13 protein-coding genes are annotated in these 14769 nt (G+C 60.1%); 4 read left to right on the forward strand and 9 right to left on the reverse strand.

Features of this window, described 5'->3' with window-relative positions; translation table 11 throughout:
* Positions 1–6: 6 nt before the first annotated feature.
* The 8 genes from rseP to rpsB form a co-directional block, all read right to left on the reverse strand.
* Positions 7–1359 (reverse strand): sigma E protease regulator RseP, encoded by a 1353-nt coding sequence (gene rseP / locus AB5Y50_RS07640; protein ID WP_043152308.1) that lies wholly within the window; start codon positions 1357–1359, stop codon positions 7–9.
* Positions 1360–1435: 76 nt separating this feature from the next.
* On the reverse strand, positions 1436–2632 hold the full coding sequence (gene ispC, locus AB5Y50_RS07645; RefSeq protein WP_010673409.1) for a 1-deoxy-D-xylulose-5-phosphate reductoisomerase: 1197 nt from the start codon (positions 2630–2632) through the stop codon (positions 1436–1438).
* 67 nt (positions 2633–2699) lie between these two features.
* Positions 2700–3557: a phosphatidate cytidylyltransferase gene (locus AB5Y50_RS07650; protein WP_029313939.1), complete on the reverse strand. Its 858-nt coding sequence runs from the start codon at positions 3555–3557 to the stop codon at positions 2700–2702.
* A 27-nt stretch (positions 3558–3584) separates the two neighbouring features.
* Positions 3585–4361, reverse strand: a complete 777-nt coding sequence (gene uppS, locus AB5Y50_RS07655) for a polyprenyl diphosphate synthase (RefSeq protein WP_039039427.1) — start codon at positions 4359–4361, stop codon at positions 3585–3587.
* 72 nt (positions 4362–4433) lie between these two features.
* On the reverse strand, positions 4434–4991 hold the full coding sequence (frr, locus tag AB5Y50_RS07660; RefSeq protein WP_010673406.1) for a ribosome recycling factor: 558 nt from the start codon (positions 4989–4991) through the stop codon (positions 4434–4436).
* A 95-nt stretch (positions 4992–5086) separates the two neighbouring features.
* Entirely contained in the window at positions 5087–5821 is a 735-nt protein-coding gene (gene pyrH / locus AB5Y50_RS07665) for a UMP kinase (RefSeq protein ID WP_010673405.1), read from the reverse strand.
* 71 nt (positions 5822–5892) lie between these two features.
* The gene (tsf, locus tag AB5Y50_RS07670) at positions 5893–6774 is read right to left on the reverse strand and encodes a translation elongation factor Ts (protein WP_010673404.1); all 882 of its coding nucleotides are present in this window, start codon (positions 6772–6774) and stop codon (positions 5893–5895) included.
* 104 nt (positions 6775–6878) lie between these two features.
* Positions 6879–7607, reverse strand: coding sequence for a 30S ribosomal protein S2 (rpsB, locus tag AB5Y50_RS07675; protein WP_010673403.1), 729 nt, complete (start codon positions 7605–7607; stop codon positions 6879–6881).
* Positions 7608–7965: 358 nt separating this feature from the next.
* Between rpsB and map the strand changes: the two genes are divergently transcribed.
* The 4 genes from map (at position 7966) to AB5Y50_RS07695 (ending at position 13124) form a co-directional block, all read left to right on the forward strand.
* A complete protein-coding gene (gene map / locus AB5Y50_RS07680) occupies positions 7966–8754 on the forward strand; it encodes a type I methionyl aminopeptidase (protein ID WP_043152303.1) in 789 nt (262 codons plus the stop codon).
* Positions 8755–8818: 64 nt separating this feature from the next.
* Positions 8819–11461, forward strand: coding sequence for a bifunctional uridylyltransferase/uridylyl-removing protein GlnD (gene glnD, locus AB5Y50_RS07685; RefSeq protein WP_043152301.1), 2643 nt, complete (start codon positions 8819–8821; stop codon positions 11459–11461).
* A gap of 178 nt (positions 11462–11639) precedes the next feature.
* Positions 11640–12467: a 2,3,4,5-tetrahydropyridine-2,6-dicarboxylate N-succinyltransferase gene (gene dapD / locus AB5Y50_RS07690; protein ID WP_010673400.1), complete on the forward strand. Its 828-nt coding sequence runs from the start codon at positions 11640–11642 to the stop codon at positions 12465–12467.
* 273 nt (positions 12468–12740) lie between these two features.
* Positions 12741–13124 carry a DUF3461 family protein gene (locus tag AB5Y50_RS07695; protein ID WP_039039426.1) on the forward strand — a complete coding sequence of 128 codons (384 nt, stop codon included), beginning with the start codon at positions 12741–12743 and terminating at the stop codon, positions 13122–13124.
* 163 nt (positions 13125–13287) lie between these two features.
* On the opposite strand, the gene ptsG is transcribed toward AB5Y50_RS07695, so the two are convergent.
* Positions 13288–14721, reverse strand: a complete 1434-nt coding sequence (gene ptsG / locus AB5Y50_RS07700; protein ID WP_010673398.1) for a PTS glucose transporter subunit IIBC — start codon at positions 14719–14721, stop codon at positions 13288–13290.
* Positions 14722–14769 lie beyond the last annotated feature (48 nt).

The raw sequence follows: 14769 nt of genomic DNA on the forward strand, positions 1-14769 counted from the left end.
CTGGCCTCAGAGGCGAGCGAAATCATTAAACAGCGCAATGCCCATCAGTAACATCAGAATGGCGGCGCCTATCCTGAACCCAACTTCCTGAATTTTTTCCGATACCGGCTTGCCGGTGATCGCCTCGATGAGGAAATAGACCAGATGGCCACCATCGAGCACCGGCAGGGGGAACAGGTTGATGATCCCCAGGTTGACGCTGATGAGCGCCAGGAATCCGAGGAAATAGACCAACCCGTAATCGGCGCTGCTGCCGGCCCCCTTGGCGATGGAGATGGGGCCGCTCAGGTTGTCCAAAGAGACGATGCCACCGATCAGCTTGCCTATCATGTCGAAGGTCAGGGTGATCAGGCTCCAGGTCTTCTGGACCCCATGCCACAGGGCTTGCAAAGGCCCATACTGTAACAGAGTTCGATACTCATCCGGTAATGGAACCAGTTGCGGCGACAAGCCCACAAAACCGACCAGCTGGCCCTTCACTTTCTTCCCGTCCGGGGTCAGGGTCAGGGTCATCTCGCTGCCCCCGCGCTCCACCGTCACCTGCAGCGGCTGCGCCGGTGACTGCTGGACACGCTCGACAAACTGGGTCCATTCGGTGATGGCCTCTCCATCGACCCCCTTGATGCGATCCCCTATCTGAAGGCCGGCCTTCTCGCTGGCGCTCGATGGCACCACGGCCTCCACCACGGGCAGCACCTTGCCACCGAGGGGCACTATCCCGAGGCTCCCGATGGGTGACTCTTTGTCCGGATCGAATTTCCAACCTGCCAGCTGCAGGGTCTTGTCCACTGCATAGCTGGTGTTGGCCGCCTTGAGCTTGAGCTGGACCGAGTCATCGCCAAGGTGGCTGATGAGGGCGTAGGTGACGCTCTCCCAGTCACCGGTCTCCTCGCCGCCGACGCCGACGATCTCCATGCCTGGCAGGATGCCGGCCTCTGCCACGATGGAGGCGGGACGCACCTCGCCCACCACGGGTTTGACGCTCGGCACCCCTATCATGAACATCAGCCAGAAGGCGAACAGGGCGAACACGAAGTTCGCCATGGGGCCGGCCGCGACGATGGCCATCCGGGCCCAGACGCTCTTGTGGTTGAAGGCCTGCGCCTCCTCCCCCGGCTTGAGTTCGTCGACCCGGCCATCCAGCATCTTGACGTAACCGCCAAGGGGGATCAGGGCCAGCACGTATTCGGTGCCATCCTTGCCAAGGCGACGCCAGATGGCCTTGCCAAAGCCGATGGAGAAGCGCTCCACCTTGACGCCGCAACGACGAGCCACCCAGAAGTGGCCAAATTCATGCACCGCCACCAGCAGCCCGAGGGCCACGATGAAGGCGCCGATATTCCACAGAACCCCGCCCATCAGCCGCGTACCTCGCGGTCATGTCCAGTCCTGCGCTCGAGAGCATGGAGAGGGGCTGGCTGCCACCACAGTCCGTTCATACGGCAAGCTCCTTTATCAGTTGCTGGGCACGGGCTCGGGCCGTACCGTCCAGGGCGATGAGATCCGCCAGAGAGCCGGCAGCACTACTGCCCAGCTCGGCCATGACGGATTCGTTGACTCTGGCAATATCCATAAATCCGATCCGCTCTGCAAGAAAAGCCGCGACGGCCTCCTCGTTGGCGGCATTGAGGGAGGTGGTCGCCCCCTGCCCCTGCTGGCACGCGCTCATGGCCAGCGCCAGACAGGGATAGCGCTCATAGTCGGGCCGGATAAAGCTGAACTCTCCGACACTGAAGAAATCCAAAGGTTCCACACCGGACTCGATCCGTTCCGGATAGGCCAGAGCGTGGGCAATGGGGGTGCACATGTCCGGGTTGCCGAGCTGGGCCAGCACGGAGCCATCCTTGTACTGCACCATGGAGTGAATGACGGACTGGGGGTGGATCACCACCTGGATCTGCTCGGGGGCCGCATTGAACAGCCAGCGCGCCTCGATGTACTCCAACCCCTTGTTCATCATGGTGGCGGAGTCCACCGAGATCTTGGCCCCCATGGACCAGTTGGGATGGGCAATGGCTTGCGCCGGGGTGACATGGTGCAATTCACCCACATCGGCATAGCGGAAAGGTCCGCCGGAGCCGGTCAGCAGGATCTTGCTGATCCCCGCCCCGGCCAGATCGCAGAAACCGGGCTGGCGCTGCACGTCGACCGGCAGGCACTGGAAGATGGCGTTGTGTTCGCTGTCGATGGGCAGCAGCTCGGCGCCGTGCTCTCGCACCGCCTCCATGAAGAAGGCTCCGGACATCACCAGCGCCTCCTTGTTGGCCAGCAGAATGCGCTTGCCGGCGCGCACGGCAGCCATGGTGGGTGCCAGACCCGCCGCACCGACAATGGCCGCCATCACGCTGTGGGCATCGGGGTGAGCAGCCACGTCGCACAGGGCTGCCTGACCGGACAACACCCGAGTGGTGCTGCCGTGAGCCTTGAGCCGACCCGCCAGCTCGCTGGCGGCGCCTTCGTCCACCATGACGGCGAACCGGGGGGAGAATTCGAGACAGTCGCGCAGCATGGCGTCCACGCTGCGTGCAGCGGTCAGCGCCAGCACCTGCCAGCGCCCGGGGTTGTGGCGCAGTACCTTGAGGGTGCTCTGACCGATGGAGCCTGACGCTCCCAGGATCACCAGGTTTTGCATCAAGACTCCTGATTGGGTAACAGACTGATGGAGCGGGACGCTCCCGGGATCATCAGTGCGCGAAACATCAAAACTCCGGACCGAGCAACAGGTAGCTGAGCAGGAAGACGGGCAGCGCCGCCGTCAGGCTGTCGATGCGATCGAGAATGCCCCCATGGCCCGGCAACAGGGTGCCGGAATCCTTGATGCCGGCTTCCCGCTTGAACATGCTCTCGGCCAGATCGCCGAGCACGGAGGCCAGCACCGCCAGCAGAGAACAGAGCAGCACGGTGCCCATCTTGGCAGGCACGAAGCCCATGAACCAGGTCACGCCGATGGCCAGCAGGCTGGCGGTAAACAGCCCACCCAGCATGCCTTCGATGGTTTTACCCGGGCTCACGGCCGGTGCCAGCTTGTGTTTGCCGAACGCCTTGCCGAAAAAATACGCGCCAGAATCTGCCGCCCAGACCAGTCCCATCACGAACAGCAGGATCCAGGCTCCCATCATGGGGTCGTGGTAGAAGTTGTAACCGCGAATGGCCACCAGGGACCAGAAGAAGGGAACCAGGGTCACCAGACCGAACAGGGATTTGAGCCAGATGGATTCACGCCACAGCCTGGCGCTTTGCGGGTAGCGCAGCACCAGCACCAGCCCCAGCAGCCACCAGCTGACAGCGGTCCAGAGCACGCCCATCACCAGCGGATGCAGTTGGGGGATCCAGAGTTGCTCCACGGGCACCCAAAACAGGCTGGCCCCCAGCAGCAGACAGAACACCAGCGGCAACCACTGTTGCGGCTGGGCAGTGACGAAGGCACTCCACTCACGGCTGGCCAGCAGAAAGACCAGGGCGGCGAGCAGGGCAAAGAATTTCAACGGCAGAAAAAACAGCGCCCCCAACACTAGGGGTACTAACAGTAATGCGGTAATAATTCGTTGTTTTAGCAAAAGAAACCTCTCTCTTGGGAGCGGGGTTTAGCCGGTCTGTTGCGCGGCGATCAATTCCCGGATCTGTTCACCCGTACACCCGAAGCGACGCTCGCGAGCAACGAAGGAGGCAACTGCCCCACTGAACTCGGCCTCGTCAAAATCGGGCCACAGGACCGGGGTAAAATAGAGTTCGGCATAGGCGAGCTGCCACAGGACAAAGTTGCTGATGCGATGATCCCCGCCAGTGCGGATCAACAGATCCACGGGGGGCAGATCAGCCATGCAGACATGACGACCCAATGCCGCCTCATCGACCGCCTCGGCATCCAGTTCACCCGCCGCCACGGCCCGTGCCAGGGTCCGGGCCGCCTGGGCGATGTCCCACTGACCGCCATAGTTGGCGGCGATATTGAGGGTCAATCCCTGATTGTTGGCGGTCAGGGCCTCGGCCTTGGCGATCTTGGCCTGCAGCCGCTCGCTGAAGCGGGCAGTGTCGCCAATCACCCGAAGGCGAATGCCGTTGCTGTGCAACTTGCTCACCTCGCGACCCAGCACCGTCATGAACAACTCCATCAGGGCGTTGACTTCCCCTTCCGGACGGCGCCAGTTCTCGCTGGAAAACGCAAACAGGGTCAGCGCCTCCATCTTGGCACGGGCGGCAAAGGCCACGGCCTCACGCACGGATTTCACGCCCGCCTTGTGCCCGGAAACCCGCATCTTGCCGCGGTTCTGGGCCCAGCGACCATTGCCATCCATGATGATGGCGACGTGACGGGGCAAGGACGAGCTGGCGCTATCGCCTAGCGCTGCCAAAAGCGACATTCATTTCTCCCACAAAGACAAAAGCGCCGTGCAGGGGCACTACACGGCGCTCGTAATATACCTGTCGGAGGCTTAGATTTCCATTAGCTCCTTTTCCTTCACAACCAGGGCGTCATCCACCAGCTTGATGAAGGTATCGGTCAGCTTCTGGATCTCTTCCTGGGCGCGACGGTCGTCGTCTTCGGAGATCTCTTTCTCTTTCAGCAGGGCTTTCAGGTCGGCGTTGGCATCGCGACGGATGTTGCGAATGGCAACCCGGGCACCTTCGGCTTCGGCACGGACGATCTTGGTCAGATCACGGCGACGCTCTTCGGTCAGCGGCGGCAGCGGCACGCGCAGAGTCTGGCCGTTGCTGGACGGGTTCAGGCCCAGATCGGAGGTCAGGATGGCTTTTTCCACCGCCTGGATCATGGAGCGATCGAAGATGGAGATGGAGAGAGTACGGGCATCTTCTGCCACCACGTTGGCCAACTGCTTCAGAGGAGTGGCAGCACCGTAATACTCCACCTGGATGCCGTCGAGCAGGCTCGGGTGAGCACGGCCGGTACGGATCTTGGACATCTGGGTCTTCAGCGACTCTACGCTTTTGCCCATGCGGTCCTTGGCGTCGTTTTTAATCTCGTTGATCACAGTGGTTTTCCTTTTGGCGAACGAGCCGACGGGCGGCTCGTATCTATCTTGTTGACTGGCGTAATGGACAAGCGAGCCTAGGGCTCACACTTGCCTTACTTGCTGGCCTGGTGGATCAGGGTACCTTCCGGCTCACCCATGATCACGCGGCGCAGCGCGCCCGGTTTGTTCATGTTGAACACCCGGATCGGCAGATCGTGGTCGCGGGCCAGGGTAAAAGCAGCAAGATCCATCACTTTGAGTTCTTTTTCAAGAACTTCATCATAACTCAGTTCCTGATAGAGCACGGCATCCGGGTTCTTGACCGGGTCATCGGTGAACACGCCATCGACCTTGGTGGCTTTCAGCACGACGTCGGCTTCGATCTCGATACCGCGCAGGCAGGCTGCCGAGTCGGTGGTAAAGAAGGGGTTGCCGGTACCGGCAGAGAAGATCACCACCTTGCCGGCGCGCAGCTGGCTGATGGCTTCGGCCCAGCTGTAGGAGTCGCAGACCCCTTGCAGGGAGATGGCCGACATCAGGCGGGCATTCACATAAGCACGATGCAGGGCATCACGCATGGCCAGGCCGTTCATGACGGTCGCCAGCATGCCCATGTGGTCACCCACCACGCGATTCATGCCTGCCTTGGCAAGGCCGGCACCACGGAACAGGTTGCCGCCACCGATGACCAGACCGACCTGAACACCCAGCTCAACCAGCTCTTTGATCTCTTGGGCCATCCGTTCCAGCACCGCCGGATCAATGCCGAAACCCTCGGATCCTTGCAGGGCTTCACCACTCAACTTCAGAAGAACACGTCTGTATGCAGGCTTGGGATTGGTACTCATGTCACTGATTCCTGGTCATATAAAGACCGCGACATAAGTCGCGGTCTGGGGAAACGGAAAAACCGGTTCGATTAGGCCTTCTGAGCGGCCGCGATCTGGGCTGCTACTTCAGCAGCGAAGTCGGTCTCTTGCTTCTCGATGCCTTCGCCCACTTCGAAACGGGTGAAGGAAACAACGTCAGCGCCTTCTTTCTTCAGCAGCTCGGCAACGGTCATGGAAGGATCTTTCACGAACGGTTGACCAGTCAGGGAAACCTCACCGGTGAACTTCTTCATGCGGCCTTCAACCATCTTCTCGGCGATCTCTTTCGGCTTGCCGGAGTTGATGGCGATGTCGATCTGGATTTCGCGCTCTTTGGCAACGACTTCGGCAGACACGTCTTCCGGTTTGACGAATTGCGGGCTGTTGGCAGCAACGTGCATGGCCAGATCTTTGGCCAGCTCGTCGGTACCGCCAACCAGCTTGGTGATAACACCGATGCGGGAGCCGTGAACGTAGGTGCCCAGGTTGTCACCTTCAACCAGCATCACGCGACGCAGGTTCATGTTCTCACCGATCTTGGCGATCAGGTTGGTGATGGTCAGCTCGACGGACTCGCCGTTGCCGAAGTCGGCGGCTTTCAGCGCGTCAACGTCAGCGATTTTCTGGGTGGCAGCGATCTCGACGATCTTCTGACCCATGGCCAGGAAACCGGCATCCTTGGAAACGAAGTCAGTCTCGCAGTTCAGCTCGATCATGACGGCAACGTTGCCTTCGGTACGGGCGAAGATCACACCTTCAGCGGCGATACGGCCAGCTTTCTTGGCGGCCTTGGCCTGACCGGATTTACGCATGTTCTCGATAGCCAGCTCGATATCACCGTTGGCTTCTTCCAGCGCTTTTTTGCAATCCATCATGCCAGCGGCGGTGCGCTCGCGCAGTTCTTTTACCAGGGCGGCAGAAATGTTTGCCATGTCCAGTATCCTCGGTCTTGAATTGACAAGAAACAGGGGCCACAAGGGCCCCTGCTAACCAATTACATCAGCTTGGTTAATAAGGGCTTTTCAGTCCTTATCAATTACTCAGCTTCAACGAAGCCATCTTGTTCGGCTTGAACAACGATGTCCTGCTCGCGGGCTTCCAGAACGGTGTCAGCAGCAGCGTTCAGGTACAGCTGTACGGCACGGATAGCGTCGTCGTTACCCGGGATGACATAGTCAACGCCGTCCGGGTTGGAGTTGGTATCAACGATGGAAACTACCGGGATACCCAGGTTGTTGGCTTCTTTGATAGCGATGTGCTCGTGGTCGGCATCGACAACGAACAGAACGTCAGGCAGGCCGCCCATGTTCTTGATACCACCCAGGCTCTTCTCCAGCTTTTCCATTTCGCGAGTACGCATCAGCGCCTCTTTCTTGGTCAGCTTGTCGAAGGTACCGTCTTCGCTCTGGGTTTCCAGATCTTTCAGGCGCTTGATGGACTGACGAACGGTTTTCCAGTTGGTCAGCATGCCGCCCAGCCAGCGGTGGTTAACATAGAACTGGTCGCAACGCTCAGCGGCTTCTTTGACGGCTTCAGACGCGGCACGCTTGGTACCTACGAACAGTACCTTGCCTTTCTTGGCAGCTACGGAGCTGATGAAGTTCATGGCATCGTCAAACATCGGAACGGTTTTTTCCAGGTTGATGATGTGAACTTTGCTGCGGGCGCCGAAGATGTAGGACTTCATTTTCGGGTTCCAGTAACGAGTCTGGTGACCGAAGTGAACGCCGGCTTGCAGCATGTCGCGCATAGAAACTTTAGCCATTTTATACCTCTGTATTGGGGTTAGGCCTCCACACATCCCATATAACCGACCCGTTAAGGCACCCCGGCATATGTGTCGATGTGTGTGTGTTGTTGAGTAAGGGTGATGGTATGAGGACACGAGTTCCCCATTCCGGCGCGCTTTATACCATAACTTTGGTCATGACACCACCAGCCCGGGTGCTAAAAATGGATCCCGGACCATGGTGCGACCGCCTGATGACGTTGCGATGACGATCACACTGGAAGTAAACGGGGGTTGGGGATAAAATTTCGCCCTGATTGCAAACGCATCTATTTTTCATTACCTGGTTGTTGGGCATCGGCAGGATGCGCAATCAGGCCCCAAGAGAGATCCCATGTCCATTAAAATCAAGACACCGGAAGAGATTGAAAAAATGCGTGTCGCCGGCCAGCTGGCCGCCGACGTGCTGGTCATGATCGCCCCCCACGTCAAGGCGGGCGTCACCACAGACGAACTGAATACCCTCTGCCACGACTACATCGTCGACGTGCAGCAGGCCATCCCCGCGCCGCTCAATTACCACGGCTTCCCCAAGTCCATCTGCACCTCGGTGAACGATGTCATCTGCCATGGCATCCCGAACCACAAGAAGCTGCGGGAAGGGGACATCATCAATCTGGACATCACCGTCATCAAGGATGGTTATCACGGCGATACCTCCGCCATGTTCATCGTGGGCCAGACCACCCCCCTGCGCCGCCAGCTCTGCAAGGTGGCCCAGGATAGCCTCTATGCCGCCATCAAGCGGGTGCGCCCGGGCATGTGCATCACCGAGATCGGCGCCGTCATCCAGCCCATCGTCGAGCAGGCCGGCTTCTCCGTGGTACGCGACTACTGCGGCCATGGCATCGGTGCCGAGTTCCACGAAGAGCCGCAGATCCTGCACTACCGCAACGGCGGCAAGCTGGAGCTGAAAGCGGGCATGTGCTTCACCATCGAGCCCATGGTCAACAGCAAGAAGTACCACTGCAAGGTCAATCCGAAGGATGGCTGGACCGTGACCACCAAGGACGGCGGCGACTCCGCCCAATGGGAGCACACCCTGCTGGTGACCGAGGATGGCTGCGAGGTCCTGACCCTGCGCCCCGACGACACTATCGAGCGTTTTATCCACCACGTTTGACATTCAACCCCGGCCGCGCGCCGGGGTTGCTCTTTACCCGGCCCGACCGAGAGTGTGACATGCCATGGATGCCAGCCTGCTTTCTCCCCATCTGCTCCCAGACGATCAGCTCACCCGTGACAACTGCAAGGAGTATCTGAGCCGCTTTCTCGCCTGGCTGCATGAGCGCTTCGACGCCGGTGACAACATCATCGAACTGGTGGCCACCCGCTCCGAATACATGGACGCGCTGCTGACCAGGCTCTGGCACAAGTTCGGCTTCGACAGGACCGAGCTCACCCTGATCGCGGTAGGCGGCTATGGCCGCGGCGAACTCCATCCCCACTCCGATATCGACCTGCTGATCCTCTACGAAGGAGATGAACTGGACGAGGTGCTGGGGCTTCGCATCGGCGAGTTCATCACCCTCTTGTGGGATCTCAAGCTGGAGGTGGGCCAGGCGGTGCGCAACGTGGCCGAGTGCATCGAGCAGGGTCGCAACGACATCACGGTTGCCACCAACCTCATCGAGGCCCGTTACATCACGGGTCGCCTGGTGGGATTCGAGCAGTTGCAGGCGGCCACCCAGCCCCAGCACTTCTGGCCGAGCGAAGCCTTCTTTCGTGCCAAACGCGAAGAGCAGGCCCTGCGCCACCAGCAGTTTCTCGGCACCGCCTACAAGCTGGAGCCGGATCTCAAGAACAATCCCGGGGGCCTTCGCGACATCCAAACCCTGGCCTGGGTCGCCCGCCGCCACTTCGGCGCCACCACCCTGTTCGAGATGACCAGCCACGGTTTTCTCAACCGGGCCGAGTACCGGGAGCTGCTCGACTGTCAGAACTTCCTGTGGAAGGTGCGCTTCGCCCTGCACATGGCCATCAACAAGGGGGATAACCGTCTCTTGTTCGACCGCCAGCGCACCGTGGCCCAGATGCTGGGGTTCGAGGGGGAAGGCAACGGCCCGGTCGAGCAGATGATGAAGCGCTTCTACCAGACGGTTCGGCGGGTGGCCGAGCTCAACGAGATGCTGCTGCAACTCTTTGACGAGGCCATTCTCGGCAACACCGCCATGGACGTGCGCCGCATCAGCGACGAATTCCAGCTACGCGGCCGCCTCATCGATGCGGTGGACTCCGAGCTGTTCGGCCGGGATCCTGCCGCCATCCTGCGACTCTTCTACCAGATAGCCCAGCACCCGGAGATTGCCGGCATCCACTCCGCCACCTTGCGCCAGTTGCGCGAGGCCAGACGCACCCTCAACTGCTGGCTGCAAGATCTACCCGAGTGCCGCCGTCTCTTCATGGCGCTCCTGCGCCACCCCAACGGCATCGGCCAGCCGCTCACCCTGATGCACAAGTACGGGATCCTCGCGGCCTACCTGCCCCAGTGGAACCTCATCGTCGGCCAGATGCAGTTCGACATGTTCCACGCCTACACGGTGGACGAACATACCCACAGGCTGCTGCAGAACATCCATCGCTTCCCGAATCCGGCCAGCCGCCAGACTCACCCGCTCTGCCACGAGGTGTTCACCCAGTTGCGCAAGCCCGAGCTGCTCAGCATCGCCGCCCTCTTCCACGACATCGCCAAGGGCAGGCGTGGCGATCATTCCGAACTCGGGGCCGTGGATGCGCTGGAGTTCTGCCAGTTGCACGGGCTGGATCGCTACGAGAGCCGACTGGTCGCCTGGCTGGTGCGCCACCATCTGCTGATGTCGGTCACCGCCCAGCGCCGCGACATCTACGACCCGGACGTGGTCACCGACTTCGCCCAGAAGGTGCGGGATGAATTGCACCTCGACCTGCTCTATTGCCTGACCGTGGCCGACATCTGTGCCACCAACGACAGTCTGTGGAACGACTGGAAGGGCACACTGCTGCGCGAACTCTACTTCGCCACCCAAAAGGCCCTGCGCCAGGGGTTGGAAAACCCGCCGGACATGCGCCTCAAGATCCGTGAAAACCAGCGCCAGGCCAGGCAGATCCTGACCCAGCGCGAGGTGCCACAGGAGGCGGTCACCGCCCTCTGGAACGACTTCAAGGCCGATTACTTCCTGCGCCACAGCCCGGAGCAGATCGCCTGGCACTGCCGCAAGATCATCGCCCACGGTGACAACCCGGCCCCCCTGGTGCTCATCGGCAAGCATCCCATACGGGGCGGTAGCGAGGTGTTCATCTATTGCCGCGATACCCCCAACCTCTTTGCCACCGTGGCTTCGGCACTGGATCAGAAGAACCTCAGCATCCACGACGCCCAGATCATGAATTCGCGCAACGACTACGTGCTCGACACCTTCATCGTACTGGAACCGAACGGCGAGCCCATCAGCCCCAACCGTACCGCCACCATCAAGAAGGCGCTGGAGAAAGCCCTTCAGGAGCCGGGCAAGCTGGTGCTGCGCAGCAAGCCCCTGTCCAGACGCCACCGCCAGTTCAGCGTGCCGACCAGGGTGGTCTTCCTGCCCCACAAGGGGGAAAACCGCCACACCCTGCTGGAGCTGACGGCCCTGGACACTCCGGGCCTATTGGCCCGTATCGGTGCCGTGTTCCAGCAGTGCGGCCTCTCCCTCCATGCCGCCAAGATCACCACCATCGGTGAGCGGGTGGAGGACTTCTTCAGCCTCACCACCCTGGCCGGAGAGCCGCTGAACCCGGAGGAGCAGCAAGCCCTCGAGGAGAGGCTGGTCAATCAGCTCAACCCCCAGGAACCGCTTGGCGAGAGCGCCTGACACGCTCGGATGAAGCCTCGAAAGAGGCTTTTTGACGTATTGATTCCTCAATCAGAACAAATGGTTGGACCACTCAAGTACAATAAATCGCCCTAATTCTGAAGAAATCGGCGAGAGCCCTTAAAAACGATTGGAAAAGTGTGATACAACAAACAGAATTTTATAAAGGAAACCTGTCATGACCCAGTTGCAACAGACCATCGAAGCGGCCTTCGAGCGCCGTGACTCCATCACCCCCGGCTCCGTCGATGCCGCCACCAAGGCCGCCATTCTGGAAGCCATCGACCTGCTGGACTCCGGCAAAGCCCGGGTTGCCGAGAAGATTGCCGGCGAGTGGGTCGTCCACCAGTGGCTGAAGAAGGCCGTGCTGCTCTCCTTCCGCATCAACGACAACGGCATCATCAAGGGCGACGATGCCCAGTACTACGACAAGGTTCCCCTGAAGTTCTCCAACTACACCGAAGAGCAGTTCAAGGCTGCCGGTGTACGCGTCGTGCCGCCCGCGACCGCGCGCAAAGGCTCCTTCATCGCCCCGAACACCGTGCTGATGCCCTCCTACGTCAACATCGGCGCCTTCGTCGATGAAGGCACCATGGTCGACACCTGGGCCACCGTGGGCTCCTGCGCCCAGATCGGCAAGAATGTGCACCTCTCCGGCGGCGTCGGCATCGGCGGCGTACTGGAGCCACTGCAGGCCAACCCGACCATCATCGAAGACAACTGCTTCATCGGTGCCCGTTCCGAGGTGGTGGAAGGGGTGATCGTCGAGGAGGGCTCCGTCATCTCCATGGGGGTCTTCATCGGCCAGTCCACCCGCATCTATGACCGCGAAACCGGTGAAATCCACTACGGCCGCGTCCCGGCCGGCTCCGTGGTCGTTTCCGGCTCCCTGCCCTCCAAGTGCGGCAAGTACAGCCTCTACGCCGCCGTCATCGTCAAGAAGGTGGATGCCAAGACCCGCGCCAAGGTCGGCATCAACGCCCTGCTGCGCTCCATCGACGAGTAATCCACGCCGATGTCATCAAGGGCACCTCTGGTGCCCTTTTTCATGCCCGCTCTCATGGGTGGACGCCAACTCCCCTGCCCCACCAGCACTGCACCCCCCATGAGACGATACCGCTTATGGCAGTGCTGGCAAGGCGTTCACCCCTCCCCTTGGCTCATTGATTAAAGAAGACCTTTTTGACACCAATTTGAATTTGGCGCGCCTGTCACAGGCAAGGCGTCCGGACTCGGGTAAGATAGAGGGGTCAGGATCGTTTCAAACCAAGGAAGCCCGATGTACGAGAATCTCAAGAGCCTGGGGATCCAGGAACCCACCTCGGTGGACAGCTACACCCTGCGCCAGGAAGCCAACCACGACATCCTCAAGATCTATTTCAAGAAGCAGAAGGGTGAATTCTTCGCCAAGAGCGTCAAATTCAAATACCCCCGCCAGCGCAAGACCATGCTGGTCGACTCGGGGACCCATGAGTACAAAGATGTCACCGAGATCAACGCCAACCTCAAATACGTGGTGGATGAGCTGGACAATCTGACCCAGGGCGGCCAGCCTTCCGCCGATCCGGACATCAAGCAGAAAATACTGCGCGACTTGCGTCATCTGGAAAAAGTGGTGCAGAACAAGATCAGCGAGATAGAACGGGATCTCGAAAAGCTTTAAGCCGGTCTGATGCAGCAAAGGCGCCCAGGGGCGCCTTTTTCATTGGGTCACACCATGCTGGCGCCGCCAGGAAAGCCCCCGCACATGTCCCGCCACCAAACGCAACCCAGCAAAAAGGGAGGCTTGCGCCTCCCTTTTCGGAACTCGGATATTGGAGCGACAATCAGTTGCTCTTCATCCAGATGTCCATTTCAGTTTTCAGGTTGTCGGACTTGGTGCCGAAGATGGCTTGTACACCGGAACCCGCCACCACCACACCGGCGGCACCCAGCTTCTTCAGACCAGCCTGGTCAACCTTGGCCACATCCTTCACACCGACACGCAGACGGGTGATGCAGGCGTCCAGAGAGGCGATGTTCTCTTTGCCACCGAAGGCGGAGACCAGTGCAGCAGACATCTCGTCCTTGCTTTGACCGGCAGAGGACTCTTGGGCAGCTTCGTCTTCACGACCCGGGGTTTTCAGGTTCATGGCACGGATGACCACGGTGAAGACCACGTAGTAGATGACCGCGTAGACCAGACCCAGACCCACCAGCAGCAGCATGTTGTCGGCACGCGGAGATTGCACCACGAAGTCGATGAAGCCGTTGGAGAAGGTGTGACCGTGAACGACACCCAGCATGTTGGTCAGGACATAGGCCAGACCTGCCAGCAGAGCGTGGATGGCGTACAGTACCGGGGCCACGAACAGGAAGGAGAATTCGATAGGCTCGGTGATACCGGTCAGGAAGGAGGTCAGGGCAGCAGAAGCCATGATACCTACGATCTTGGCGCGGTTTTCCGGCTTGGCGGAGTGCGCAATGGCAAACGCGGCAGCAGGCAGACCAAACATCTTGAACAGGTAGCCACCCGCCAGTTGACCGAAGCCGTTACCGGCAGCACGGGAAGCGTCATCAGCAGTCAGGAAGCAGGTCATGATGCCGTGTACGGTTTCACCGGCGGCGTTGACGCAGGTACCAGCCTGATAGAAGAACGGCACGTTCCAGATGTGGTGCAGACCGAACGGGATCAGGGAGCGCTCAACCACGCCGTAGATGCCGAAGGCCAGGACCGGGTTCTGGTTGGCAGCCCAGTCGGAGAAGGCACCGATGGCACCACCAATAGGCGGCCAGATGAAGGAGAGCACGACACCCAGACCGATGGAAACAAAACCGGTGATGATGGGCACGGCGCGCTTGCCAGCGAAGAAGCCGAGGTACTCTGGCAGCTGGATCTTGTAGAAGCGGTTGAACGCCCAGGCAGCCACGCCACCGGCGAGGATACCACCCAGCACACCGGTATCGATCTTCTCGACACCCATCACAGGCGCCATCACAGTCAGGGTGGCGGTCATGATGCCGTAGCCGACGATGGCGGACAGGCCGGAAACACCGTCGTTATTGGTGAAGCCAAGGGCGACGCCCACGGCGAACAGCAGAGCCATCTGGCCGAATACGGAACCACCGGCCTGCTCCATCAGTTGGGAGACGATTTCCGGCAACCAGCTGAAGTGGGCAGCACCCACCCCCAGCAGAATACCTGCAACGGGCAAGACCGATACGGGCAGCATCAGCGCCTTACCGACCTTTTGCAGATTAGAGAAAGCATTTTTTAACATGTGTGCGCTCCTGAATGGAATGTCTTACCGTAGACGCTTCAGTCCAAT

Source organism: Aeromonas sp. s6, from assembly GCF_040907815.1.
Classification (GTDB): Bacteria; Pseudomonadota; Gammaproteobacteria; order Enterobacterales; family Aeromonadaceae; genus Aeromonas; species Aeromonas caviae.